General features: G+C 65.2%; 22 protein-coding genes and 2 tRNA genes. 6 read left to right on the top strand and 18 right to left on the bottom strand.

Annotated elements, in window-relative coordinates:
- Positions 1 to 8: 8 nt before the first annotated feature.
- From QCD75_RS05715 to bcp, 5 genes are all read right to left on the bottom strand, one after another.
- Entirely contained in the window at positions 9 to 1,511 is a 1,503-nt protein-coding gene (locus QCD75_RS05715; protein ID WP_301226568.1) for a malate:quinone oxidoreductase, read from the bottom strand.
- Between the two features lie 79 nt (positions 1,512 to 1,590).
- Positions 1,591 to 3,210, bottom strand: a complete 1,620-nt coding sequence (locus QCD75_RS05710; protein ID WP_301226731.1) for an ABC transporter substrate-binding protein — start codon at positions 3,208 to 3,210, stop codon at positions 1,591 to 1,593.
- A 330-nt stretch (positions 3,211 to 3,540) separates the two neighbouring features.
- Entirely contained in the window at positions 3,541 to 4,218 is a 678-nt protein-coding gene (locus QCD75_RS05705) for a fasciclin domain-containing protein (protein WP_301226566.1), read from the bottom strand.
- A 421-nt stretch (positions 4,219 to 4,639) separates the two neighbouring features.
- Positions 4,640 to 4,721 (bottom strand) — tRNA-Leu (locus QCD75_RS05700).
- 132 nt (positions 4,722 to 4,853) lie between these two features.
- Positions 4,854 to 5,327 carry a thioredoxin-dependent thiol peroxidase gene (gene bcp / locus QCD75_RS05695; protein ID WP_301226564.1) on the bottom strand — a complete coding sequence of 158 codons (474 nt, stop codon included), beginning with the start codon at positions 5,325 to 5,327 and terminating at the stop codon, positions 4,854 to 4,856.
- A gap of 106 nt (positions 5,328 to 5,433) precedes the next feature.
- On the opposite strand from bcp, the gene QCD75_RS05690 reads away from it, so the two are divergent.
- The 4 genes from QCD75_RS05690 (at position 5,434) to QCD75_RS05675 (ending at position 7,598) form a co-directional block, all read left to right on the top strand.
- Positions 5,434 to 5,907, top strand: a complete 474-nt coding sequence (locus QCD75_RS05690; RefSeq protein WP_301226729.1) for a MarR family winged helix-turn-helix transcriptional regulator — start codon at positions 5,434 to 5,436, stop codon at positions 5,905 to 5,907.
- A gap of 205 nt (positions 5,908 to 6,112) precedes the next feature.
- On the top strand, positions 6,113 to 6,574 hold the full coding sequence (locus tag QCD75_RS05685; RefSeq protein ID WP_301226562.1) for a universal stress protein: 462 nt from the start codon (positions 6,113 to 6,115) through the stop codon (positions 6,572 to 6,574).
- A 129-nt stretch (positions 6,575 to 6,703) separates the two neighbouring features.
- Positions 6,704 to 7,309, top strand: coding sequence for a cysteine hydrolase (locus QCD75_RS05680; protein ID WP_301226560.1), 606 nt, complete (start codon positions 6,704 to 6,706; stop codon positions 7,307 to 7,309).
- A gap of 148 nt (positions 7,310 to 7,457) precedes the next feature.
- Complete coding sequence (locus QCD75_RS05675; RefSeq protein ID WP_301226558.1) at positions 7,458 to 7,598, top strand: hypothetical protein; 141 nt, start codon at positions 7,458 to 7,460, stop codon at positions 7,596 to 7,598.
- Positions 7,599 to 7,661: 63 nt separating this feature from the next.
- Here QCD75_RS05675 and QCD75_RS05670 read toward each other — a convergent pair whose 3' ends face one another.
- The 13 genes from QCD75_RS05670 to QCD75_RS05610 form a co-directional block, all read right to left on the bottom strand.
- Positions 7,662 to 8,309 carry a hypothetical protein gene (locus QCD75_RS05670; protein ID WP_301226556.1) on the bottom strand — a complete coding sequence of 216 codons (648 nt, stop codon included), beginning with the start codon at positions 8,307 to 8,309 and terminating at the stop codon, positions 7,662 to 7,664.
- Positions 8,309 to 10,237, bottom strand: a complete 1,929-nt coding sequence (gene pilM / locus QCD75_RS05665; protein WP_301226554.1) for a type IV pilus assembly protein PilM — start codon at positions 10,235 to 10,237, stop codon at positions 8,309 to 8,311. The genes QCD75_RS05670 and pilM overlap by 1 nt, the downstream gene beginning before the upstream one ends.
- Positions 10,238 to 10,276: 39 nt before the next feature.
- The gene (locus tag QCD75_RS05660; RefSeq protein ID WP_301226552.1) at positions 10,277 to 11,122 is read right to left on the bottom strand and encodes a prepilin peptidase; all 846 of its coding nucleotides are present in this window, start codon (positions 11,120 to 11,122) and stop codon (positions 10,277 to 10,279) included.
- Positions 11,119 to 12,978 carry a hypothetical protein gene (locus tag QCD75_RS05655; RefSeq protein WP_301226550.1) on the bottom strand — a complete coding sequence of 620 codons (1,860 nt, stop codon included), beginning with the start codon at positions 12,976 to 12,978 and terminating at the stop codon, positions 11,119 to 11,121. Before QCD75_RS05655 ends, QCD75_RS05660 begins: the two co-directional genes overlap by 4 nt.
- On the bottom strand, positions 12,975 to 13,655 hold the full coding sequence (locus QCD75_RS05650; protein WP_301226548.1) for a hypothetical protein: 681 nt from the start codon (positions 13,653 to 13,655) through the stop codon (positions 12,975 to 12,977). Before QCD75_RS05650 ends, QCD75_RS05655 begins: the two co-directional genes overlap by 4 nt.
- Positions 13,656 to 13,717: 62 nt before the next feature.
- Positions 13,718 to 15,148 carry a prepilin-type N-terminal cleavage/methylation domain-containing protein gene (locus QCD75_RS05645; RefSeq protein WP_301226547.1) on the bottom strand — a complete coding sequence of 477 codons (1,431 nt, stop codon included), beginning with the start codon at positions 15,146 to 15,148 and terminating at the stop codon, positions 13,718 to 13,720.
- A gap of 141 nt (positions 15,149 to 15,289) precedes the next feature.
- The gene (locus QCD75_RS05640; protein ID WP_301226546.1) at positions 15,290 to 15,739 is read right to left on the bottom strand and encodes a type IV pilin protein; all 450 of its coding nucleotides are present in this window, start codon (positions 15,737 to 15,739) and stop codon (positions 15,290 to 15,292) included.
- A 253-nt stretch (positions 15,740 to 15,992) separates the two neighbouring features.
- Positions 15,993 to 17,222 (bottom strand): type II secretion system F family protein, encoded by a 1,230-nt coding sequence (locus QCD75_RS05635; RefSeq protein ID WP_301226544.1) that lies wholly within the window; start codon positions 17,220 to 17,222, stop codon positions 15,993 to 15,995.
- Positions 17,222 to 18,601: a type IV pilus twitching motility protein PilT gene (locus QCD75_RS05630; RefSeq protein ID WP_301226542.1), complete on the bottom strand. Its 1,380-nt coding sequence runs from the start codon at positions 18,599 to 18,601 to the stop codon at positions 17,222 to 17,224. The genes QCD75_RS05635 and QCD75_RS05630 overlap by 1 nt, the downstream gene beginning before the upstream one ends.
- 32 nt (positions 18,602 to 18,633) lie before the next feature.
- Complete coding sequence (locus tag QCD75_RS05625) at positions 18,634 to 20,304, bottom strand: GspE/PulE family protein (RefSeq protein ID WP_301226540.1); 1,671 nt, start codon at positions 20,302 to 20,304, stop codon at positions 18,634 to 18,636.
- A gap of 428 nt (positions 20,305 to 20,732) precedes the next feature.
- Positions 20,733 to 20,808, bottom strand: a tRNA-Lys gene (locus tag QCD75_RS05620).
- 117 nt (positions 20,809 to 20,925) lie between these two features.
- Entirely contained in the window at positions 20,926 to 22,140 is a 1,215-nt protein-coding gene (locus QCD75_RS05615; RefSeq protein ID WP_367400633.1) for a PQQ-dependent sugar dehydrogenase, read from the bottom strand.
- 47 nt (positions 22,141 to 22,187) lie between these two features.
- The gene (locus QCD75_RS05610) at positions 22,188 to 23,120 is read right to left on the bottom strand and encodes a sunset domain-containing protein (RefSeq protein ID WP_301226538.1); all 933 of its coding nucleotides are present in this window, start codon (positions 23,118 to 23,120) and stop codon (positions 22,188 to 22,190) included.
- Between the two features lie 104 nt (positions 23,121 to 23,224).
- On the opposite strand from QCD75_RS05610, the gene QCD75_RS05605 reads away from it, so the two are divergent.
- Both QCD75_RS05605 and ilvD read left to right on the top strand, forming a co-directional pair.
- Complete coding sequence (locus tag QCD75_RS05605) at positions 23,225 to 24,163, top strand: LysR family transcriptional regulator (protein ID WP_301226536.1); 939 nt, start codon at positions 23,225 to 23,227, stop codon at positions 24,161 to 24,163.
- Between the two features lie 128 nt (positions 24,164 to 24,291).
- Complete coding sequence (gene ilvD, locus QCD75_RS05600) at positions 24,292 to 26,013, top strand: dihydroxy-acid dehydratase (protein WP_301226534.1); 1,722 nt, start codon at positions 24,292 to 24,294, stop codon at positions 26,011 to 26,013.
- Positions 26,014 to 26,152: the final 139 nt, after the last annotated feature.

Raw genomic sequence — 26,152 nt, 5'->3', positions numbered from 1 at the left:
AGCGGGCGTCAGTTGCGCGTGTTGACCGGTTCCAGCTGCAGTGCCTTGGCCGTGGCCGCTTCGAGCCGGGCGGCGAGGTCCGGGTTCTCGTTGAGCTTGACGCCATACCCGGGCATCATCTCCTTGAACCGGGGCTGCCAGCCCTTGAACTGCTTCGGGAAGGACTTCTGAAGCAGCTCGATCATGATCGGCACCGCGGTGGACGCGCCCGGGGACGCACCCAGCAGGGCGCCGATGGAACCGTCGCGGCCGGCGATGACTTCGGTACCGAACTGCAGCACACCGCCCTTCTTCGGGTCCTTCTTGATGATCTGTACACGCTGGCCGGCGGTGATGAGTTCCCAGTCGCCGTCTTTTGCGGTGGGGTAGTACTCGCGCAGGGCCTCAACCTTGGCGCCGTGCCGCTTCGCGACTTCCTTGATCAGGTAAGCTGTGAGGTCCATGTTGTCCTTGCCCACGGCCAGCATCGGGATGATGTTGGAGGGCCGGATCGACAGCGGCAGGTCCAGGTACGAGCCCTGCTTCAGGAAGTTCGTGGAGAATCCGGCGTACGGGCCGAAAAGCAGTGAGCGCTTGCCGTTGACGAAGCGGGTATCCAGGTGCGGTACCGACATGGGCGGGGCGCCGACGGACGCCTGGCCATAGACCTTGGCGCTGTGCTGGGCCGCGAGCGTCTCGTCGGTGCAGCGGAAGAACTGGCCGGAGACCGGGAAGCCACCGTACCCTTTGCCTTCGGGAATGCCGGAGGCCTGCAGCAGATGCAGCGCTCCGCCGCCGGCGCCCACGAAGACGAACTTCGCGTGGATCGAGCCGTGCTCGCCGGACCCCGGGTGCTTGATCGCGAGGTCCCAGCCGCCGTCGGAAGCGCGCTTGATGCCGGAGACATTGTGGCCGTAGTTGACCTCGACGCCGTTGTTGCCGAGGTAGGTGGTCAGCTCACGGGTGAGGGCGCCGAAGTCGACGTCGGTCCCCTCGGCGGCGCGGGTGGCGGCAATGCGCTGCTTGGGGTCGCGGCCCTTGACGATCAAGGGGGCCCATTTGGCGATCTGGGCATGGTCCTCGGAGTACTCCATCGAGTGGAACAGCGGGTTCGGCTTGAGCGCCTCGTAGCGGGTGCGCAGGAACTTGGCGTTCTCCTCGCCGATCACGAAGCTCATGTGCGGGACAGTATTGATGAAGCCCTTGGGGGAGCCGATCATGCCGTTCGTGACGAGGTGCGACCAGAACTGGCGGGAGAGCTGGAACTGCTCGTTGATGAGGAGGGCCTTGGCGGGGTCCACCGAACCGTCTTTGGCCGCCGGGGAGTAATTAAGCTCACACAGTGCGGCATGGCCGGTGCCGGCATTGTTCCAGGGGCCGGAGCTTTCCAGACCCGGCTCATCCAGCTTTTCGAACAGGGAAATAGTCCAGTTCGGTTCGAGCTGCTTCAGGAAAGCACCGAGCGTGGCGCTCATGATGCCGCCGCCAATCAGGACGACGTCGGCATGTTGGGTCTTGGAAATGAAAGTCACAATCAGTCTCCGATAGCAGCGGGTCTGGCTGTCACAGAATATCCCCGCAGCGGCCTCATACTGAAATTGGGTCGGTCCGTCAAGGCTTTAGCTCCACCTTCGTGAAAACTTCATTCAGGACCGGTGACGCCGGGTACTTCAGCACGCGGTCCGACAGGGCCAGCGCCGAGATCGGGAAGGCAATCGGCACGGCGGGGACCGTGGCGGCGATCTGTGCGTTGATGGTCTGGTACTGCTCGGTCCGCTCCTTGCCCTCAGGCAGGCCGCGCGCCCGGGCGATCTTGGAGAAGACCTGCGCGTCCTGGTAGCCGAACTCGCCGGTATTCTCGCCGAACAGCGGGCCCACAAAGTTGTCCGGGTCGGAGTAGGAACCGTTCCAGCCCAGCAAATGCAGGGCGTGGTCGCCGGGGGAGGTTACTTTCTGGAGGTAGCCCTCGGACCACTCGACCGGCACCGGCTTGATGTTCAGTCCGACGGCGGTGAGCTGCTTGCTGATTTCCGCGTAGACCTTTTCCGGCGTGGGCAGATACGGCCGAGTGACGTTCAGCGGGTAGTAGAACTTCAGTTCCTCGCCCTTGTAGCCGGCCTCGGTGAGCAGCTCCTTGGCCTTTTCCGGATTGTGGCCCAGGGACGGTGCGTTGTTGTTGAAGCCGCTGAGCTTCGGCGGCACGAACTGGGTCGCCTGGGCGGTGTTGTCAATAAAGAACCTGCGGATCAGGGTGTCCTTGTCCAGCGCCATTTCGATGGCCTGGCGGACTTTCAGGTTCTGCAGGATGGGCACTTCCTGGTTCATCCCCAAATACATAACGGAGAAAGGATCCCGCTGGATGATCTGCTTTCCGCGCTTGACGAGCTGGTCGAAGTTGCCCACGGTCACGGCATCGTAGGCGTCGATCTTGCCGTCAAGCAGGGCCTGCATCCGGGTCTGTGTCTGATCGTAGGTGACGAAATGGATCGTCCCGATCTGGCCTTTGTCCCCCCAGTAGTCCTTGTTGCTGGTAAGCGTGACGCCGCCCGCGTCCCAGGAACTGAAGGCATACGGACCCGTACCGACCGGGTGGAGCCCGTATGCGGAGACCGGCTGGCCGTCGCGGCTCTGGTTCAGATCGTCGGCGTTCTGGGACTTGAGCGCCTGGGGAGAGGAGATGGCGAAGGCGGGCAGGGTGAGGGCCTGCAGGAACCCGGTGAACGGCTGGGTCAGCTCGATCCTGACGTTGTCCGGCGCCAGGGCGGTGCAGCCCTTGTAGATCGAAAGGGACGCCTGATCGGCGTGGGCCTTGAAAACGCCCTTGAACGTGGTCCCCGGAGCCTGCTTCCGCAGCGCTTCGGGGAAGTTGAACCAGCGGTCGAAGTTGCTGCACACTGCGGCGGCGTCGAAGGCCGTCCCGTCCTGGAAGGCCACTTTCCCGCGGAGCTTGAACGTGTAGGCGCGGCCTTCGTCGCTCGTGTTCCATTCCGTCGCCAGCAGCGGGGTGGGTTGTCCGGTGGTCTGGTCCACACCGACGAGCCCTTCCAGCACCTGGCGGGTGATCCGGTACGACTCAATATCGGAGACAACCGCCGGATCGAGCCCGAGCGGCTGGGAGCCGGTGCCGAAGGTGAAAACTGCGCTGGGCGCGGCGTCGGTGGAGCTGGCCGAGGCGGACGCGGAGCCGGGCCCTGGTCCGGGGGTGCCGGTGCACGCGGCGAGCGGCAGCATCAGGAGCACGGCACCGAAACCGGCTGCAATGCGGCGCACCGCACGGGCTCGCACCGTGCTGGGGCGCACGGTACCGCTGGTCACTGTACTTCTGGGCACTCGGGAATCACCTCGGGGGACTCTGGGTGGACCGCCGGCTGCGGAACAGGCCCATTCTAGTTGACCGGCCGGGAGGATCTCTGTGAGCCGGTCAAGCTCTCCCGGAGGGTGTGCCGTGCCGTTGCCCGGCGCACGCCAATGAAGGCCCGCACCAACGGTGCGGGCCTTCATTTCTCCCAGTTTTGGTCCAGTGAGTCAGGCTGGGACCGCAGCAGGAGCGTTCAGTGCTGCCTACTTCGGCATCAGCACCGAATCGACCATGTAGACGGTGGCGTTGGCGGTCATGACGCCGCCGCAGACAACGTTGGCCTCGTCAGCCTTGAGCGCGTCCTTGGAGCCGGTGACCGTGATGGTGCCGCCCTGGACCGTCTTGTGCGTGCCGACGATCTTGTCCGGGCTGATCTTGCCGGGGACTACGTGGTAGGTCAGGATCTTGCTGAGCAGGGCATCGTCCGTCTTCAGCGTTTCGATCGTGGCGGCGTCGATTTTCTTGAAAGCGTCATCCGTCGGTGCGAAGACAGTGAATTCGCTGCCGTTCAGCGTGTCCACCAGGTCGACCTTCGGGTTGAGCTTGCCGGAAACCGCCGCCGTCAGGGTGGTGAGGATCGGGTTGTTGGACGCCGCAACCGCTACCGGGTCGAGGGCCATTCCGGAGACGGAGCCGGCGCCGCTGGGGACCTGGGCGGCGTAGGCTGCGCAGCCGGAACCGACGAGGTTGGCGGCCGGATCCATCGCTGCTGCCGAGCTGGCCGACGGCGACGGTGCCATGGACGATGCCATCGGTGTGGACGCCGGAGCCGAGGAGCTCGGTGCCGCTGCGGTGGTGGATCCGCCGCAGGCAGTGAGGCTGAGCATGGCTGCAGCAGCGATACCTGCAACGGAAAGTGTCGTGCGCTTGATGTTCTGCATTTCGGTTTCTCCTTTGTTGTGCCGATTATTGCCAGCGGCGGACTATTGCCGCTCTGGCCCTTTTCCGACTTGTCGGGCACCGACCCTTGGTTGGTGTCTCAATGGGTATTCGCGGGGTCGGGGGAAACGGATGGGTGCCGGATGGGAATTCTTTTTTCGCGGCCGGTTCTGGCCGCCCCGCCCCGGTTCCAGGCGGTTCCAGGCGGTTCCAGGCGCTTCCGGGCGCTTGGGGCGGACCCGGCGGCCCGGGGTGTGCGGCCCCGTGCCGTCAACCGGCGGCAAAACAGGGAAGGCTCAGCATTTGTTTCGGGGCAGCGGCATTGGGGACATCGCAGAGCATTCAACGGTTAGGAATCGGCGGTTAGGAATCGGCGGTTAAGAAAAGAAAGCCCCGGTCCGAAGACCGGGGCTTTCCCTAATGTGCGCAAGGGGGGATTTGAACCCCCACGCCCGAAGGCACAGGAACCTAAATCCTGCGTGTCTGCCAATTTCACCACTCGCGCGCGGCGCCGCCACTTGGCAGGTCCTGGGACCGTTGTGGGCGGATGCCAGGCTCCATTGTACATTTCGCAACGCACCGGGCGGCGATGTCCGCTTCGCTGCCGGCCCGGGCGCCGGTGGGCACCGTCCGGAGTCTAGGCGTCGACCTTGAGGTCCCGGCGGAGCTTGGCGACATGCCCGGTGGCCCGGACGTTGTACTGCGCCATGAGGACCTTCCCCTCGGGGTCGACGACGACCGTGGACCGGATCAGCCCTTCGTAGGTCTTGCCATAGTTCTTCTTCTCCCCCCAGGCCGCATACGCCCCGGCGACAGCATGGTCCGGGTCGGAGAGCAGCGGAAAGGTCAGGGCCTCTGCGGCGGCGAACCTGGCGAGCTTTTCCACCGGGTCGGGGGAAATGCCGACGACCTCGTAGCCGGCCTGATGCAGGGACGCCAGGGAATCGCGGAAATCGCAGGCCTCCTTCGTGCAGCCGGGGGTGGAGGCCGCCGGGTAGAAGTAGACGACCGTGCTGCGGCCATGAAAATCCCCGAGGGAGACCTCCGCGCCATCGGAATTCTTCAGCGTGAAAGCTGGCGCCGGGTCACCGGGGATAAGTCGTTCCGTCAAGGTGTGCTCCTTCTCGAGGCGGTCTTAGGCTGGGGTAATTCCAGCCTAATGAGCGTTGGTGCGGGCGCCGAATCCTATGCTGGCTATACTCGGGGGTATGCCTGATATGGATCGCTGGCCCACTGGGCGCCTATTGTCCACGGCAGCACGCCTTGTTGAACACTCCTGGAACGAGAAGCTGGGGGCCATTGGCCTGACCCATGCCGGGGTCATCGCCATGGAAGTGCTCTCCGTCAACGGACCAATGACGCAGGCCCAACTGGCCCAACTGGTGCGTGTCCAGGCGCAGACCATGGGCAAAACTCTCAGCCGGCTGGAAGCGCACGGTCACATCTCCCGGCAGCGTAGTGCCTCCGACCGGCGCAGCCACGTCGTGTCGCTGACGGACCGCGGCCGGGAGGCTGTGGCTGAAGCCGCAGACATGGAGCGGTCGGTGCTCGCCGCCGCTTCAATCGACCCGGATGTGCTCAGGCAGGAACTCCAGGCAGTCGTCAGGGAACTGGCCACCCGGATTTCCGCTCCGGACGCAAAGGCGATCGTCACCCCGGCGGAACCAGGCCTGCCCGTCGACGCCAACTAGGGGACTGCCCCCCCGGGGCCGGCCACCGACGTCGAACGCCGCGCCGGAGGACGCCCCCACTGCCTCCGAATCCCGCCTTTGCAGGGCCCGGACCCTGCGGGGTGCCCTGAGGCCCTTCCCGGATCCGCGCCGGCAGTGCGAGGATGAGCCTGTCCCCGCCCGGCTGACGCGGCGGAGCAGCGGATCCCGAGGAGAGGATTGACCCATGGGCAGTTCCAGTAACGGCGCCTTCAAGATCGTCGTCGGCGTGGACGGTTCGGAGTCGGCGCAGGCGGCCATGGACTGGGCTGTTGACGAGGCCCGGCTGAGGAACGGCCGCGTCGTTGCCCTCTCCGCCTGGCACTATCCCTACGTCAGCGACGCCCTCGGGCAGGTGTGGGAGTATCAGGGCTTTGAGGATGACGCGCGGACGGTCCTGGACCAGGAACTTGAGCGGGTCCGAAACCGCGGCGTGGAAGTCACGAGCAGCCTTATTGAAGGGAACCCGGCGTCGGCCCTGGTGGACGCTTCACAGCAGGCCGATCTCATTGTTGTCGGCTCGCATGGACGCGGCGGCTTCACCGGCATGCTGCTCGGATCGGTCTCCATGCAGACGGTCCACCATGCCCATTGCCCGGTGCTCGTTGTCCGCGGCGGGGCCCCCGCCACCAAAGTCCGGGAGACCTGAGCGGCGGGACTGGTCCGCGGAGCATTCCAGGCGCGGGCCAAGGCCTTGTGGGGCGCTGGCAGCCGGGCTAGTCTGGCGGCGGCTGGCGCGCACGACTATGTGCGGCCCAGGACCGACCAGGAGGCTTCCGTGCAGATTGACCCGAACACCACCGCCGTTGTGCTCATCGAGTACCAGAATGACTTCGCGACCGAGGGTGGGGGGCTGTACGACGCCGTCCGGCCCGTCATGGAGAAGACCGGCATGCTGGCCAACACGGCCCTGATCGTGGAGGCAGCGCGGGCCGCCGGTGCAACGATCATGCATGCACCGATCACCTTCGCCGCGGGCTACAACGAGCTCGGCCCGCACCCGTACGGCATCCTCAAGGGTGTTGTCGACGGCAAGGTGTTCGTCAAGGGGACCTGGGGCGCTCAGATCATCAACGAGCTGGCTCCTGCGGAGGGGGACATCCTTATTGAGGGCAAACGGGGTCTGGATACCTTTGCCAGCACCAACCTGGACTTCATCCTGCGCAGCAAGGGGATCAAGACGATCGCGCTCGGCGGCTTCCTGACGAACTGCTGCGTGGAATCGACCATGCGTTCGGGCTACGAGAACGGCTACCAGGTGATCACCCTGAGTGACTGCGTGGCGGCCACCTCCATTGAAGAGCACGAGAACGCCATCACCTACGACTACCCGATGTTTTCCACGCCCATGAAGTCGGAGGAATTCGTCAGCGCCCTCGGCTAGTGCCGAGACCAGCCGGCCGGCGGCGGGGGAGGGGGCTGCCGCCGGCCTGGAGCCGCGGATCATGACGGGGCGGCTTTGTTGCGGCGCCTCGCCTTCCCCGCCCGTGTCCCTCACCGACGCGGCGGCGTGCCGCGGATAGGCTCAGGGGATGGACGCCAACCCGCCGGGGGAGCTCGAAGGGCAGACCTCGATCAATGAGCTGCTTGACGAGCCTGTCGGCGTTTCCGCAGTGCAGCTGTCGCTGCCCATCCACTTCCAGCTGGCAGTTGCGCTTCGGCGCCAATCCTGAGCTGCGGACCTATTGGATGTGGGGTCCGTCCGGACTGTCGGGTCCCTGCGGCGCCGGCAGCAGTTACGCAGCCGGGCGTCCTGTCGGATGATCGGACAGGACGTAGGCGAAGCCGCCTATCTGCGCGGTGAAGTCCCGGCCAGCACCGGCACCGGTGGACGACGGCGCCGTCGTCAGTGTGGTAACCAGCACGAGCCTCGTCCCTGTCTGCAGTCCCTGAACGAAGTCCAGCACCTTCCCGTACTGCCCCGTCACCGCGAGCTGGATCGGCATCAGCACCAAACCGTCCGGGGCCGTCCCGGCGCCGGGCGCAGGTGCCGTTGTGCCCGCTGGCGCCGCCGCGCCGGTCCCGGCAGCTTTCGGGGCCACGTATGCTTGGCCCTCGGTCACTGCGAAGTTGCCGAGGGCCACTCCGTGGGCCACGACGACGGCGTGTAGCTCGTCGATGAAGGCAGACATGTCGGTGCCCGCCGGTACTGCCTTGCGGAGTTGATCCCGTTGCGCTTGCAGCGTGCCGATGTTCGCGTAGTCCTTTTTCAAGACCGACAGGACGTCGGCCTGCGAGGCGTTGCTCGCCTGAACTGCCTTCGTCTCCTCGGCGGCGGCCACGGAGGCGGCCAGCTGAGGCTGGACACCGACGGTCCAGCCGAAAAATATGACGACGACCATTGCAAGTGCCGCGCCGATGACGAACAGCCTATTCCTGTCCATTACTGGCCTTCCGCCGGGAAGCGCTTGGAAAACGCGCCTTCGTTGATATGCATGGTGATGTTGACTGTGTAGCTGCCGTCGTCGTTCTTCGCCAGGGTATCCGGCAGCGCATCGGCAAAGCCCGGGAGGGTCTGGATGCTGGTCAGCCAGGTGGGAACCGCGGGCAGCGTGGGGCTCCGGGCGGAAAAGCTCAGTGTGGCAACGCGGGCACCCTGCAGGGGAGCGGTGGACTGGGCGTACGGGGTGACGGGAGATGACGAGTCGATTTTTACCGTTTCGATGGTCACGTTGCCGGGCAACGTCTTTTGGACGGCATCGAGGTATGGCTTCCAAGCAATCTCTGTGCTTGCCCCGGTCCGGAGCGCGGCCTTGATGCGGGCAACCTCGGCCTGCACTTTCCGCACGTCGAGGTATTTGGTTTGCTCCGCCAGCAGGGCATTTGTTTGTGCCTGCTCGGCGAGAAGACCGCTCCTTGCCTGCATGGCGGCCACATTCGCGGCGCCGGAGCCAAGCACCATCACTACGAGCACGGCGACGACTGCGAGGACCAGGCGCTCCCGCACTTTCTTAGCGGCCACGAGCCGGCGGAGTTCCGTGGGCAGCAAGTCAACGCGGCGCTCCCCGCCGAAGGCCAGGAGTGGTTCCTTCCGCATTGGTGAAATCTTCGGATAGGGCTTCCCCTTTGGCAGGGACAAGGCCGGGGCCTTCTTTGGCTGCGGCTCCATCGGGCTCCCCGAGCCCGATTCGACAACGGCCAATGCCTTCGTGGCAGAACTGCTGTCAGGGGTTTCCGCTTTCGGCATCTTGCCGAGCTTCTTACCGACCGTGTTTTCATCGATCGTGGCCGGTGCGATTCCAGGCGACCGGTCACGCGCGGTATTCGCTGTGTCCATGGCACGTTCACCGATAGCTAGGCCAAGGGCAACAGCCATGGAGCCAGGGCCAGGGCCCAGGCCGCGGGTCAGTCCTACGCCCCCAAACGGGTCAGCCATAACGACGTCGAGCCTGGTCATCTCGCTTAGGGCCTCAGCGAAGCCCGGCAGCTTGGCTCCGCCGCCGGTGAGGACGAGCCGGCCAATCGTTTCCTGCGGCCGGGTTTTCAGGAAATATGTGACGGTGTTGCGAAGGCTGTCCAGCAGTTCAATACTCAGCTCGTGAATGACCCGGAGGGCCTCGTGCTGGTCTTCGGGCACGTCCCTCAGCGAACGGAGGCCGATGTTGCGCTTTAGCTTCTCGGCGTCGTCGGCGCTGATCGCGAGACGCGCCGCGAGCGCGACGGTCAGGTCCAGGCCTCCGGTCGGGATCAGGCGGACGAACTGCGGAACGCCGTCGTTGGCGATGACAATGCTGGCCGTGCTGGCCCCCACGTCAATGACAGCCATTCCTCCTTCGGCTTCCCCGCGCCGCAGCAGCAAGCGGGTGAGGGCGAAGGGGATCAGGTCGACATCGACCGTCAGTAGTCCGGCGCGCCGGACCGCCTCGACGTTGCCCAGGAGCGCTTCCTTCCTCGCTGCGACCAGAAGACCGTTGGCCGTGGGGCCGTCCGGACCTGCTTCCTCCGACGTCGGATAGAAATCGAGCTGCGCCTCGGAGACCGGAACGGGCAGCATGTCCTGGACTTGGAATGGCAGCGATTCCCGGATCATTCTGAGCGGGGCCAGCGGCACCACGAGGTCCCGCACCAGCACGCGCTGGTTGCCCAAGCCGAGCGCTACTGTCTTTGATTTGAAGCCGCCCTCTGACCACAGTTTCTTGAAGGCAGCCGTGACTGCAGGCTGGTCCGCGACCTCGCCATGGTTGACGGCGCCGACCGGCAGCGGGACCTCGAAGTACCTGAGGACAGTTGGCCTGGCCTTCTCCGGATTGGCCACTTCGACGGCGCGCAGCGCTGTGCTGCCGATGTCGACTCCTACGACGCGTGATGGCATGGCCGGCACTCTTCCTTAATCCGTTGTGTAGCTGTGTTGTTACAGTCCGACGAGTGCAAGATAGCCCCTCCAAAGCAGAGTTCCTGCAAGGATCCCTATCCAGGCCCCGGCCAGCATCCACGGACCAAAAGGTATTCCGCTCTTGCGGCCGGCCTTGCCGGCTGCCAGAAGGATGAGGGAGTACACGCCGCCCAGCAGGAAGGCCGCGAACGCCCCGACAACCAGCGGGCCCCAGCCCGTCCAGCCCAGAAACATTCCCAGCAGTCCCGCCAATTTCACGTCACCGAACCCCATACCGCCTGGATAGGCGAGCGCCATGAGCAGGTACGCGGTCCACAAGGACGCCATGCCGACGCCGGCGCTCAGGAGTGCGGAATAGTCCCCGCTGATGATGCTGGCCGCGGCGAACAGCGCGGCACCCACGAGGTAACCCGGCAAGACGATGGCGTCGGGCAGCCGCAGGGTGTCAAGGTCGATGAGTCCGAGCGCCACGCTGACGGCCGCCAGATACAGGAAGCCGACCAGGACCAGGATGCCGGGGGCGCCATCCACGGGACGGGCCGACGCCGCGCCGGTCCAGGCCCAGAGCACGACTCCCGCGAAGGCGATGCCCGTGGCTGCCTCCACGAGGGGGTAGCGCTTCGAAATCGGCGTCGCACAGTTGCGGCATTTGCCCCGCAGCACGAGCCAGGAAAGGACGGGGACGTTGTCGTAGGCCTTGATGGTGTGACCGCACGAGGGGCAGGCGCTGGGCGGCGACACGACCGAGAGGCCGTTCGGGACACGGTAGACCACCACATTCAGGAACGAGCCGATGAGCAGTCCGAAGACGCCCGCGCAGGCGGTGGTGAAGGAGAGCCAGAGGCCGGGTTCGGCGATGGTCATGCCGGACTCCCGTCTGCGTTGAACGCCTTGCCGACCTCGGCCTGCACACTGATTCCATAGGTCGTCGAAGGCGGGACGATGAACTTGGGCGGTGCTATGTTTCTGTACCGCTGGTCATAGAGGTAGTTCTTGATGTATCCGGTGCCCCCGCTGCCCCCACTGGTGCCGACAGGTCCGCGGAAGTTCTGGGCGATGGCCCCGTTGACCGTGAGGGTTCCGCGCTTGCCGCCCAAGTTGTAGTTCTGGACCTGGAACGTGTGGTTGACGGAGAGTATGGCCGCGTCGATTCTGCGCGCGCTGTCGGATAGGAGCTTGGTGAAGTTGCCCGGATTAGCGGCAGTGCAATCACTTGTTGTGTACGCAGTGCAGTCCATGGGGTTCCAGACCCAGACCGCGTTCTCCGCCACAAGCCCAAGAATGTCCGCTTTGGAGTCCTGGTAAGTAATGTCGCCAGTCACATAGATGTAATTGGCTGCGCTGACCGTCAAAGCGCCGCGCATTGTGCCTTGGACAAATACGTCGCCGTTGCGGCAACCGTAGGCCTGGGTCCCTGCAGCCGCAGTGGGCACCTGCTCATTGGCGAGGGGATAGCCGATCCCGTTGCCACTGCTTGTGCACTGCACGCCGCGGGGAGCGCTGGTGGTCGTCCAGTAGTTCGGATCGCTAGGGCTATTCGTGGGCACGCTCTGGACGTAAATAAGATTGTTGGCGGGAACGGCAATTTTTTGGCCGGTGTCCCCGGCAAGGGTGTTGGCATTGGCCGCCAGGGTCTTGCTCGGGTCACCCGGGGTTCCGCAGGGGGAATCCCCGGTGGACGGCGTTCCGACCGCGGTCGCAGGGTTCCCGATGACGCGCGTGGCCTTAGTCCAGGGAGAGCGTATTGTCATGGTTCCGTCGGCGTTAAAGGTGACTTTCGTCGGCCCCGTGTAGAGGCAGCCGGGTCTGGGCACCTGAGCCCTAATGTCGGTGCGGGTCTCATCCTTCATTTTCCCGTTCGAGGGCGGCATGGCGATTACGGGTGCAAATGCCGGGCTGCCAGGAACCTTGAAGGTGGGCGTGGAACACCCGGAGGACGGCTTGTCATACCGCGGCGAAGTCCTGGTGGTCGCGGTGGTCACCGGACCGTTGAAGGTGGCACCGCAGACATAAATGGTGTCGTTGGAGTGCAGCGGGCCATTAATCACATCGCTACCGGCGAACTGGATCTGGTCACAGGTGTTGCTCCGGGACTGCCACTCATACTTGGCGCAGTTCGGCTTGCCATTCGTGCCGTCGAAGCCCGTGAGGGCGGGGTCCGCTACTTCATAGTTGCTGAAGTAAAGAAAATCGATGAACCCGGACTGTTTGAGGTTTACCACGACACTCCGGGCCTGCGCTCCCACTCGTCCGGTCGCCCGGAGGCGGAGCACGCCGGTTGAAGAATACTTCGAGTTATCCACCTCGTAGCGGTACGATGCCGGGGCGCCGGTTCCGGCAATCGTGGCCCACGTTCCGGCTGCGCCAACGCCAAACGCCGGGTTCGACTTCGATCCGGTGGGCAGCACCAACGTGCCGGCGGCCTTGCTCGTGGCACTGAAGGCGGCTTCCTGGTTGCCGTACTGAACGTAGGTGCTGTCGTTGGCCAACTTGCTCTTGTAGTCATCGACCCCCGCATATGCGGCGGCAACGGCCGCGTTCCAGTCCTGGTCGGTCTGGGCCTTGACTACGCTGCTGAGGGACAGGCTGAGGGCTGCCGTGACGAGCACGGTCAGGACTGCGCCAATGCCGAGGACCACCACCAAGGCGACTCCCTCCTCGCGCCGCGCCCAGCTTCCGGCCGCGCGAATCCGACGCCGGGACGTTCGCACGCCGATCATGAAATGGACTCCAATGCGTTGAGGTTGGGTATGCCAACGAGGTTGGTGAGAGTTACGGGTGAACTGCTATTGGTCAGGCTTTGCTGCGTCGTCAGGGTCACCTGGACAGCCACGATCCTCTCGAGGCTGGCCGCCGGGACGTCGTTCCTCGCCGCGGCGAGTCTCGTAGTCTCGGTTCCGCGGACATCGCCGTAGTAGGTGAATAGGTCCGCCGCAGTGCCCTGGGGCGTCGGAACGGCTGTTGTCAGGATGCGGGTGGAGTCGGGGACCCTGTAGCCGGAAGCACCGGGGGTCGGCGAAGGGAAACTCCAATAGCCGCTCTGGGACGTTGCAACCCAGCGGTCCTCGACGAGCTGGCGCTGGGCGTTGAGATAGAAGTGCGTCATGACCGGGCGCGGAACTGCTGGATCCGACGTCACGTACGAGTAGAGAATTACGGACTCGGGTTTCGCCTCCAGGAAGGCCGGGGCGTCCAATGGCAAATTCTCGACCGGGTTGGACGTGCCCGCACGAATGACGCGGACCACTTCGTTCATTCCGTTGGATGCGTTGGCGGTGTTGGCGTTAAGGGCACCCGCCATACTCATCGCCTTCGTGGCGCTGACGTACAGTGCCGAGGCAGCCGTGAGGACGATCATGAGCACGATGCTGGCAACCAACAACTCGGTCAGGCTCATGCCCCGTTCGCTCTCATTTTCGGTGCGCCGCCAGCGGGCCCGGCACGCGCGGGCAAGGGTGATCATGGCGTTGGCGTTGGCGTTGGCGTTGGCGTTGGCGTTGGCGTTGGCGTTGGCGTTGGCGTGGGCCGAGGGTCAAGGGTCACAACTCCCGTTGACGTAGACACGACACTCGGCGTGGCCACGGTGAGAGAGGCTGCCGGGATCACCGTTGTTTTGGCGCCGAGCGTGGCACCCTTGTAAAGAGTCCACGAGCCGTAGGGCAAAGCGACTGTCCCTGACGACGCGAGAGCGGCAAACGTGTAAGTCATCGGAACTGAGCAACCCGGGTCGTCTGTGCCCGTGCCGGCGGCCGAAACCGCTGTGAGGAACTGGCCCGAAGCGCCGGAAACCGCGACCAGCCCCATGGGCATCCCGGCGGCCGCCGCCGTCGTCGACTGGGTCCGTACCTCCGCAGTGGCGGCCGCCTCGTCCGCCGGCCAGGCCGCCGGATCTACCGAAATACATCCGGGCGAGGTCGGGCTGGGCGGCACGCTTTGGCTGGGCGCCACGTACTTGCCGGCCATCACGGCGTAGCCGCTCGGGAACGGGAAGAGCTGCAGAGTGCGATTGGAAGCTGTGGGCGCTCCAGGGGAGACATAGATGCCCGCAGTGCTGATGAAGCTCGTATCGAGATTGCTGGGAAACTGCACAGTACCGGCAGCGGCGTTGGACGCGTAGCCAACGGAGAACGAGCCGGCCAGGTCGAAGACAAACCCTGCGGCGGCGGAGGCACCGGCCGCGACGGTAATGCCGGTGGTACGGACAGGCGACGGGGCTTGTTGCTGGTCGACATAGCCGGCCCGGGAGATCGTAACGTCATAGGTGCCGGGCGCAACCCTCAGGAGGTAACTGCAGCCCTGGGCGTCGGTGACGGGTCCCGAGAGCGACACTGCGGTGTTACCAGCCACGCCCGCCGTCGGAGCAGCGGATACGGAAACCCCAGCGCTGCCGGACCCGCTGGCGGAGAAGACGGAGACGATGATGGTGCCAAGGGCAGGATCATTGATGCGGTCCCGGGGGGCAAGCAGCGTATCCGCCCGGGCGGGTGACGCGCCGGCCCGCATGCCGTCCCATGTGACGGTGACATTGATCCGCTTGTACTGCAGGGCGCCGGTTCCTGTGCCGCAGCCGTTGTCTTCCCCGGCGCCGCTGACCCACTGCGATTCGCGCGTGATGCGGAAGGTTAGGCCGGCGTTTGTGACCGTGCGGGTGACATCGCCCAGGGTAAAGATGTCCTTGGCCGAACGGCCAAGGTCGATCTCCTGGGCCGCGAGGTTTGTTGCCGTCTGCCGGGCACGGGACTCGTTCGTCAACGACAGCACAGAAAGAAGCGAGAACGCGACCCCCACAGCGAGGATCATGAACACCATCATGGCGATGAGCACCTCGATGAGGGAGAAGCCGCTATCCGTGCTGGCAGGCGTTCGGAGACGAGTGAGGAAAGACTGCATGGGCCACTACTTCAGCTAGGGCTACCGGGGAGAGTTGCCGTCGCATCCCCCGAGCGTCGGTAGTAATAAGCGAAAGCTGATGGGAGGCCGTAACGGCATCCCATCAGCTCACGATCAGCTGCGCTGATTAGGCGAAAGCTGCTAACCGGCCACGTAGGCGGTGCAAGTGCCTTCTTTCACGGAGTTCTTCGCATCGATGGCGAAGTTCTTGCCGCTTGCGCTCTTGGCGGTGATGCAGAATGCAGTCGACTTGTCGGTGGTGTAGATGAGTGTGGTGAATGCGGAGTCGTAGTTGCTTTTGGCGGGCGCAGGCGAAGCTTTATCAAAGGCCGTCTGGTCGGCGGGCAGCACTGCGCCCCCGGCGCTCGTCGTCTGTGCGCTGATAACGGCCGTCTTAGCGTTGGTCAGGTCGGACTGAACGGCGCTGTCCTTGGCGCTGCTCTGTACGTTGAGGTAGACCGGGATCGCGATGGCGGCGAGGACGCCGATGATGATGACCACGACGAGGAGTTCGATCAGGGTGAAACCCTTTTCCTGCTCGGCGAGGGAGGAGCGCTTCTTTTCGAGCGCCGCAAATGCACGTGAGACCATGATTTTCCCTTTTGTAAAGTTTGAGTGAAGAGCGAGAACGTTGTACTGCGAAAAGAACCCCAGCGGAGAAGAGAGCCGCCCGGGGTACCAACAGCACCCTCGGGCTGACTCAGTTCGCTTAGCGTAATGGGTCCGATTAGCGATAGATCCAGTAACTTGCGTTCACACCAATAACATGCGTTACAAAAGCGTAATCACAGCGGGCGGCTCGAGATCCTAGGGAAAAACTGCGCAAAACCCGCTTGTCTGTGGGCTATTTGATGAGGGTGAAAATATTGAAGATCGGCAGGTACAGGGCCACGATCATGCCGCCGACCACCAGACCCAGGAACGCGATCATCAAAGGCTCGATCAACGCAGTGAGCTGCTCCGTGGTCGACTGGACCTCGGCGTCGTAGAAGTCCGCGATCTTGGACAGCATCTGCTCCAGCGCGCCCGAGTCTTCGCCTACCGCAATCATCTGGGTCACCATAGGCGGGAACACGGGCGAACCGGCCAGCGGACCGGCGATGGACTCACCCTGCCGAACGGCGTCGGCCACCCGGTTGAGAGCCGATTCCATCACCCAATTGCCGCTCGACTCCCCGACGATCCGCAGCGCCTGAAGAATCGGCACGCCCGCGCCGATCATGGCCGAGAAGTTGCGGCTGAAACGGGCGACGGCGAGCTTGGTCATGAGCGGCCCGAACACCGGCAAGCGGAGTTTGACCGGATCGACTACTTTGCGCACAGACAGCGTGTTTTTGTTCTTTCCCCACCAGATCGAGAAAACGATGCTGCCGACGATTGTCACGGGTACGGCCCACACCATCTGCTCTGAGAACCAGACGAGCACCAGCGTGGGGCCCGGAAGGGTTCCGCCGAGGTTGGCGAACATGGTCTTGAACACCGGAACAATGAACAGCAGCATGGCCGCGACGGAGATTACGGTCATGACCAGGACGACCATCGGATAGCTCAGCGCCGATTTGATGGTTCCGCGCAGCTTGACGTCCGCCTCGAAACTGTCCGCGATGGACTCCAGTGACTGGTCCAGAAAACCCCCCACTTCGCCAGCCCGCACCATGTTGATCATAATCGGCGGGAAATCGGCCGGATGCTTCTGCATGGACTCTGACAATGACACGCCGGACTCGACGTCGTTCCGGATACCCACCAGAAGCTTTGCGAGGGTTTTGTTCTCGGTCTGCTCGGACAGGATGTTGAGGGCACGCAGCAGGGACAGCCCGGCGCCGACCATGGTTGCCATCTGCCGGCTCATAATGGCCAGGTCCTTGAGCTTTACGCTCTTTTGGAAGCCAGGAACGGAGATCTCACGGTTCAATCCGGTGCCGGCGGACGCATCCACCACCTTGACGGGGGAGAGTCCCAGCGTCCGCAGGTGTGCTGTGACGCCTGCTTCACTTGCCGCGTCCACTTTGCCCTTGACGAGCTTTCCGGCCGTGTCGCGGCCGGTGTAGGACCAGGACTGCGTGTTTGCCACTACAAGGCTTCCGCGGAGAATGAGTCGCCGAAGTCTATGGTTCCGCTGGCCGGGCCCATCCCGGCACTGCCGCCCGGAGAAGCGGTCCGGTGAACAAGCCGGTCGAAGGTCTCCTGATCGTGCACCTTTTCCTCCGCTGCCTCGCGGAGGATGTCGCCGGCGTTGACCAGGTCGGCCAGGTGCTGGTCCATGGTGTGCATGCCCAGGCCCCGCCCGGCCTGCATCATGGAGCGAACCTGGTGCGTCTTGCCTTCACGGATCAGGTTCGAAATGGCCGGGGTAGCGACGAGGACTTCGGTGGCCACCGCCCGGCCGCTGCCGTCCGCGCGTTTCACGAGCGTCTGGCAAATCACGCCCTGCAGCACGCCAGCCAGCTGTGCGCGTACCTGACCCTGCTGGTGCGGCGGGAAGACGTCAATGACGCGGTCGATGGTCTGCGCTGCATCCTGGGTGTGCAAGGTGGCAAAGACCAGGTGGCCAGTCTCAGCGGCAGTCAGGGCGACGGACATCGTCTCCAGATCGCGGAGTTCGCCGATGAGGATCACGTCCGGATCCTGGCGCAGCACATGCTTCAGCGCTGCAGCAAAGCTGTGGGTGTCACTGCCCACCTCACGCTGATTGACGAGTGACATCTGATGCGAATGCAGGAACTCGATCGGGTCCTCCACCGTCACGATATGGTCCGCACGCGTGCGGTTCACGAGATCGATCATGGCCGCGAGGGTGGTCGATTTTCCGGATCCGGTGGGCCCCGTCACCAGGACCAGGCCACGCGGCAACTTGGCGAAATCGCCGATCCGTTCCGGGATTCCAAGTTCCCGAAACTGCTTGATCTCCCAGGGAATCAGGCGGAAAACTGCGCCAAGCGAACCGCGCTGCTGATAGAAGTTCACCCGGAACCGGCCGATAGTGGGCAGGGTGTGGGCGAAGTCCAGTTCCAGTTCCGCATCGAAGATTGCCCGCTGCTCGTTTGAAAGCAGGCTGCCAAGGGCTGAGAGCACCTTGTCTCGGGTCCACGGTTCAACCGCGCCGGCAGGCCGCAGCCCGCCGTTCACGCGGATCATCGGCGGGGCGTTCACCGTCAAATGCAGGTCGGAGGCTCCCTGCCGGACGACGTCGTGCAGCGCGCTGATGAGGTCGGGATCAACGGCCGGGACGGCGTTGGCGGCGTCCGCGTCGCGGTCGTCGACGTCGAACGCCGGAGCGGGCGTTGGCTCCTCACCGGGGTCCGGCTCCGGGAAGCCGGCATCCTGCTCAAAGGCCGGACCCGCTGTGCGGGCGGCGCGCCGGCCCTCCGGGGCGAGGCGCTGTGGTGCCCAGCCAGGGGCTGTCTCGCCGGGAGACGCCACTGGAATCTCATGGATGGGTTTGTCGTGCAATGCGTTGTCCCTTTCCCAAGTACCAAAATCCACTATGCGACCACCCTCAGGATCTCTTCGACGGATGTCAGCCCCTGTTTGACCTTTTCCCAGCCGTCCTCGCGCAGGGTCAGCATTCCCTGTTCCCGGGCCAGGCGGCCGATGTCGGCGCTGGAGGCGCGGGCGACGGCCAGGCGTTCGATTTCTTCGGTGACCGTCATGACTTCGTGGATGGCCAGGCGTCCGCGGTAACCAGTATTGGAGCAACTGACGCAGCCGTTGGGTCGATAAAGCAGCGGCGGGGGCAGGTCGGGGTCGAGATGGAAGGGCAGGGCGGCCAGCATTTCCGGCCCGTCCTCCATCGGTTCTTTGCAGCGGATGCAGAGCTTGCGGGCGAGGCGCTGGGCGACTACGCAGTCCAAGGCGGACCCTACCAAGAACGGTTCAATGTCCATCTCTGTGAGGCGCGTGATGGCGCTCGGCGCGTCGTTCGTGTGCAGGGTAGAGAGCACGAGGTGGCCGGTCAGCGATGCCTCGATGGCGATCTGTGCGGTTTCGTGATCCCGGATTTCGCCAATCAGGACAACATCGGGGTCGCTTCGCAGGATGGAGCGCAGGGCGCTGGCGAAGGTCAGCCCGGCTTTCGGATTCACCTGCACCTGGTTTACGCCCCGCATCCGGTACTCCACCGGGTCTTCCACGGTGATGACGTTGATTTCCGGCCGGGAGACCTCATTCAGGGTCGTGTATAGGGTGGTGGACTTGCCGGAGCCTGTCGGTCCGGTGACCAGGATCATGCCGTACGGCTTTGTATAGGAAGCCTTGTACGCCTCGTAGTTGCGATCCAGAAGATTGAGATCGCGCAGCCTCAGGCTGGACGCGGAGCTGTCAAGGATTCGCATGACGATCTTTTCGCCCCACACGGTAGGCAGGGTCGCCACGCGTAGATCCACAACGCGGCTTCCGTGACGGACTGACATCCGGCCGTCCTGCGGTTTGCGTCGTTCCGCGATGTCGAGCTCGCTCATGATCTTCAGGCGGGAGATCAGCCCGTTCTGGATGCTTTTCGGGGCACCCTGCATTTCGTGCAGCACACCGTCAATGCGGTAGCGCACCCGGACTTCGTGTTCCGCGGGCTCGATGTGGATGTCCGAGGCGAAATCCTGGATTGCCTGACTAACCAGCAGGTTGACGAATCGGACGATCGGAACGTCGTCGTCGGAGGGACCGGCGTCCGCCTCCGTGCGGGCGTCGGCCTCGGCGCTCTCTTCTTCCAGGGTGTTCGTGAGGTCGGTCAGCTCGCCGTCCGCACGCAGGGTGCGGTTGAGGGCGGACAACAGGTCCCCGCGCTCGGCGACGACGACGTCCACCGGCAGATTGGTGGCCGCCCGGACGTCATCGACGGCAAGGATGTTTCCCGGGTCCCACATTGCGAGGGTCATCCGCCCGTCAGCGACGGTGAGCGGAAGCACCTCGTACCGGCGGCAGATGGAGGCAGAAACCCGGGCTACGGCCGCACTGTCGATTTCAGAAATGAGTAACTCGACGAAGGGCAGGCCGGCCTGGATCGCGCGGACCCGGGCAACCTGTGCACTCGTCACCAGGCCATTTTCCAAAAGGGCACCGATGGTCGAGGCGTCGTCGGCGCGGTTGGTCGAGAGCCGGCCCAGCCGCTCAAGAGGCAGCATGCCTTCGAGTAGCAAGATTTCAGTCAGGGATTTCACTCGCGCCTCTTCGCTGGTCCGTATTTGGCCGGGCCGGCGTCAGGGACCGCCCTAGCAAGCCCAGACTAGCCGACCGGTTAGCGCCAAATTGGAAACCCCGCTCCTCGCCGCGCCGCGTCTCTGAGCGTCCCTGACACGCACATCCTCCCCGGAATCAGGGCGCTCCCCCAGATCGCCTGTCTTCTTAGCAGCAGGGGGCGAAGCGGGGGACGGGTCATTTTCAGGATGCGCCAGCGCCCAAGGCGCATATGCCGTGTTCCGTCCAGCTTCCTCGACGGACTGCCAAGCGACGGCGGGGCTTTCGAGCACCTCTTCCGGGCCAGGGGTCCTGGAACCCTGATCACCGCGCAGTTACGGGGTCTTCACCGGGGAACAAAAAACCCCGCCCTCACCAGCCGCTAAGCCAGTAAAGACGGGGTTTCTTTCCTTGGTGCACCCCCCGGGACTCGAACCCGGAACCCATTGATTAAGAGTCAATTGCTCTGCCAGTTGAGCTAGAGGTGCATCTGTTGTTTTAGTTCCCCGCGGGCTTTTTGTTCCCGCGTTGTTCTCCGCAACGACATGAAACTCTACACGAGTTTTTGCGGCGTGTGAAATCGGGCTGGGCGGCTGCCGAGGGGTCTACTCCGGGAGCTTCAAAACCAGCACGAAATCAGGGTTTTTGTTGTTGCTGAGCACCCAGAGCCGGCCGTCCGGAGCCAGCGAAACATCTCTGATCCGTCCGTACATCCGTGTGAAATAGCCCACAGGATCGCCCGCGAACTCGCCGTTCAGCGGCGCGGCCCACAGCCGCTGGCCCCGCAGGGCGCCCAGATAGGCCGTGTCGCCGACTATTTCGAGCCCGCTGGGAGAGGAATCCGCCGTCGAGGGCCACACCACCTTCGCGTCCAGGAAGCCGGCGCGGTGCGGGGCGCCCGTCACTTCAGGCCAGCCGTAGTTGCCGCCCGGCACAATCAGGTTGAGCTCGTCGTCGACGTCGGGCCCGAATTCGCTTGCCCACAGCCGTCCGGCGCTGTCCCAGGCGAGTCCCTGGACGTTGCGGTGGCCCAGGCTGTAGACGGGATTGCCGGCGAATGGATTACCAGGTGCAGGGAGCCCCTCGGCCGTGATGCGCAGGATCTTACCGCCCAGGGCACCAGGGTCCTGGGGCTGGCCGCGGCGTTGCGAATCACCGGTGCCGACATACAGGTAGCCGTCCGGGCCGAACCGGATCCGGCCGCCGTTGTGCGTGGAGGCCTTGGGGATTCCGGTGAAGATGACTTCCGTGACGCCGAGCCGCAGGACCCCGGCGTCCTCCACAAGGGGCAGCCGCGCGATCCGGTTGTCGCTGGCGGCGGTGTAATAGGCGTAGAGGTACCGGTCTGTCGTGAAGTCCGGGGACAGGGCCAGCCCCAGCAGCCCGCCTTCACCGCCGGGCACGACGTCGGGAACCTTCCCCAGCGTGCCGGCCCGGCCGGGGCCGGAGCCGGGTGCGATAGCCCGGAGCAAGGCGCTGTCGCGTTCGGAAATGACCGCGGTGCCGTCGGGCAGGAAGACCGTTGACCAGGGCATCTGCAGATCGGCGTCGATCGTCGCGGCCACCGTCGGCCGCCCCACGCCCGGGCTCCCCCCGGAGGAGCTGCTGCCGGCCGGGGGAGTGCTGCCCGACGCGGCACTGCCCGCAGCTGCGGAGGTGCCGCCAGGCGTCCCGCCGTCGTTGCCGGGAGTGCAGCCGGCCAGCAGGACCGCGACGGCGGCCGCCGTTCCCAGCCACCGCAGCCAGTCCGCTGGCCGGCATGCCGATCCCACCGGGCGGTCATCAACTGTTCCCCGCTGCCCCGGCCGTGAAATCAACATGAGCGCTCCGGATTCTGCCCGGGAGGTCTCAGCAGCCCCGCCGCGAGCTACTGCCGGGTCCGGCGCGGCGGCCGGAAACCCGCGGCCTCGGCGTGGGCTGGGGACAGGAACCAGACTTCGGCGCGGGTTTCCTCGAAAGCGGGGCTGGTCTCGTCGTGATAGACCATCGAGGAGGCGTTGCCCTTGACGGTGAAGCCGTCGGGCCCGCTGCCGTCGGGGGCCGGTGCTGCCGACCCCTCGCCGTACGGCTGCTCGACGGCGAGGTGGCCGGCGGGTTCGGCCGCGTGGCTGGCAGCCGTTTCGGACGCGGCCGAGGACATGGCCGTCTGCCGGGTGTCTGCCTCGGCCAGGGGGTACCCGGGCGCCGGCTGTGCCGGCGGAGTTGCCGCCACGGCAGTCCTGCCCTGCCCGTTCTCCGCGTCCAGAACGGCCTCCGCCGCGGCCGATTCGGCGCCGGGGAGGGTGGGCGCGTGGGGCTCTGTGTATTCCGGGTGGTGCACCGGGGCGCTTGCGGCGGCCGCGGCTGCGGCCGCCGGAGCTTCCTCAACGTGGTCGCCGTGCGCGGCACCGTGGCCCGGCTCCGGGTGGAGGACGGCGTGCGGTTCAGCCGGCGGTGTCTCGGACCATTGGGTTTCCCATTCCGGGTTCTCGGCGGCCGGGGCCGCTTCAACGGCCGGCGAGGCCGCGGCGCCTGAGCTCTCCGTGGCTGGGGACGCCTCAGCGGCGGGCAAGGTCGCGGCGCCAGCCGCGGCGGGACCGCCGCCGGAAACGGCGCCGCGGTGGCTGGCATCGTGGCCGGCGTCGTGCAGATGGGCAGGGGCGGAATCGGGGGTGGCGGCGGTCCCGGTACCGGTGCCAGCGGTGCCAGCGGTGCCAGCGGTGCCAGCGCCGGACTTGCTGCGTGCGCTGTTGCGGTTCAGCAGCCACCAGACGATGGCGACAATCGCCACGATGACGACGAGCCAGATGATCCAATCCATAGCAGAGCCTTTCTGTCCATGAGGCAAGGTTGCCGTCGTTTGACCGTACGTCTGCCCGAAGGGGGCTGTCCAGCCGCCCGGCCGCCGCCCTGTAGCCTCACTTCATGGATTTCAAGAGACTGCGGATTCTCCGTGAACTGGCCGACCGCGGCACGGTCGGCGCCACCGCTGAGGCAATGAAGGTGACGCCCTCCGCCGTCTCGCAGCAGCTCAAGACCCTCCAGGGGGAGCTGGGCGTCGTCCTGGTCAGGAAATCGGGCCGGGGTGTGCGTCTCACCGAGGCCGGACTCGCCATGGCAGGTGCGGCCGCCGAGGTGTCCACCGCCATGGCCCGTGCGGAAGCCACCATCGACACGTACCGGCGCGGCTGGCAGACACATGTCAGGGCAGCGTTCTTCCCGAGCGCCGCCGAGATGTTCCTCCCCGGCCTCCTGCACCGCGTCAAAGCCATTGACGGACTCCACTTCGAGGCACACTTCGAGGATCCCAACGTGGCCGGATTCGCCGGGCTCACTGCCGACTACGACATCGTTCTGGCGCACAGCGTTGACGGGCCCGACGTCTTTGCCCGGCTGGGGCTGACGGTGGTGCCGCTCCTGGATGAACCCCTCGACGTCGCAATCCCCGAGGGCCATGCGCTCGCCGGCAAGACGACGCTGCGGGCCGAAGACGTGACCGGCTTCCCCTGGATGGGAGTGCCCGAAGGCTTCCCGTTCGACACGGTGCTCCGCCAGATCGAAGTGCAGGCCGATTCCCCCGCGGTCCGCGCCCAGACATTCCCCGACCTCCGGGTCCTCGAGGCCCTGGTCAGTGCCGGACACGGGCTCAGCCTGCTGCCGCGCTATACGGCGCTGAAAAACCAGGGACGCGGGTTCGTCCTGCGCCCGCTGGCCGGGGTCAAGGCCAGCCGCAGCATTGTTGCACTGGCGCGGCCCGACGTCGCGGCGCGGACCACCATCCAGCAGGTGCTCACCCTGCTCAAAGCCGAGGCGCAGTCCGTCGCCGAAGCCCCGGAACTGCGTGACGCAGCTCACCTTAATTGAATTGCCGTGGCAGGGGAGTCCAGTAGGTGAGACGGAAGTCCACTATCTGGTCGCAATATTCCCGGTTTTCCGCTTAATGCGCCCTTCCGGGTCGTTGCGTCCCGCGGGGGAGCCCTAGACTTTGACCCATGAGTGAGGACACCCAAACAGCGACAGAGACCAAACCGGACATCAAGCCCCGCAGCCGGGTCGTCACCGACGGAATCCACGCCGCGCCCGCGCGCGGGATGTTCCGGGCGGTCGGCATGGGCGACGACGACTTCGCCAAACCCCAAATTGGCGTGGCCAGCTCGTGGAATGAAATCACTCCCTGCAACCTCTCCCTGAACCGGCTGGCCCAGGGCGCCAAGGAAGGCGTCCACGCCGGCGGCGGCTTCCCGATGCAGTTCGGCACCATCTCCGTCTCCGACGGCATCTCCATGGGACACGAGGGCATGCACTTCTCGCTGGTTTCCCGCGAAGTCATCGCCGACTCCGTCGAAACCGTCATGCAGGCCGAACGGATCGACGGCTCCGTGCTCCTGGCAGGCTGCGACAAATCCCTCCCGGGCATGCTCATGGCAGCCGCCCGCCTGGACCTCGCCGCCGTCTTCCTCTACGCCGGCTCCATCATGCCCGGCTGGGTCAAGCTTGAGGACGGTTCCGAAAAGGAAGTCACCCTCATCGACGCCTTCGAAGCCGTCGGCGCCTGCGCAGCGGGCAAAATGAGCCTCGAAGACCTGACCCGCATCGAAAAAGCCATCTGCCCGGGCGAAGGCGCCTGCGGCGGCATGTACACGGCCAACACCATGGCCTGCATCGGCGAGGCGCTGGGCATGTCCCTGCCCGGCTCGGCAGCCCCGCCCTCGGCCGACCGCCGCCGCGACGCCTTTGCGCACAAGTCCGGCGAAGCTGTGGTCAACCTGCTCCGCCTGGGCATCACCGCCCGGGACATCATGACCAAAAAGGCCTTTGAAAACGCCATCGCCGTCACCATGGCCTTCGGCGGTTCCACCAACGCCGTCCTCCACCTGCTGGCCATCGCCCGCGAGGCCGAAGTGGACCTCACACTCGAGGACTTCAACCGGATCGGCGACAAGATCCCGCACCTGGGCGACCTCAAGCCGTTCGGCCGCTACGTCATGACCGACGTCGACAAGATCGGCGGCGTCCCCGTCATCATGCGTGCACTGCTCGACGCCGGCCTGATCCACGGCGACTGCCTCACCGTCACCGGCAAGACCGTCGCGGAAAACCTCGCGGCGATCAACCCGCCGGACCTGGACGGCAAGATCCTCCGTGCCATGGACAACCCCATCCACAAGACCGGCGGCATCACCATCCTGCACGGCACGATGGCTCCCGAAGGCGCCGTCGTGAAGAGCGCCGGCTTTGACGCCGACGTCTTTGAGGGCACCGCCCGCGTGTTCGAACGCGAGCAGGGTGCCTTGGATGCGCTCGACAAGGGCCGGATCAAGGCGGGCGACGTCGTCGTCATCCGCTACGAGGGCCCCAAGGGCGGACCGGGCATGCGCGAAATGCTCGCCATCACCGGCGCCATCAAGGGTGCCGGGCTGGGCAAGGACGTGCTGCTGCTGACCGACGGCCGCTTCTCCGGCGGAACCACGGGCCTGTGCATCGGCCACGTTGCCCCGGAGGCAGTCGACGGCGGCCCCATCGCCTTCGTCAAGGACGGGGACCGGATCCGCGTGGACATCGCCGCCCGCAGCTTCGACCTCCTGGTCGACGATCCGGAGCTCGAAGCCCGCAAGGTCGGCTGGGAGCCGCTTCCGGCCAAGTTCACCAAGGGTGTGCTCGCCAAGTACGCCAAGCTCGTCCACAGCGCCTCCACCGGCGCCTACTGCGGGTAATGATTAGTACGGGTAACCGGGCTTAAGGGAGCTTCCGGGTCCCCAGGCGCACGGCGTCCGCGCCGGCCGCCTGAGGCAGGGAACACCCGCCTGCCGCCGAAGGCTGCCGGGCCATCGGGGGTGGGCAGAGATCAACCAG

It is taken from the genome of Arthrobacter sp. PsM3 (genome assembly GCF_030433895.1).
Lineage (GTDB): Bacteria > Actinomycetota > Actinomycetes > Actinomycetales > Micrococcaceae > Arthrobacter.
Note: the sequence above shows the minus strand (reverse complement) of the source record. Positions and strands in the feature narration are given on the sequence as shown.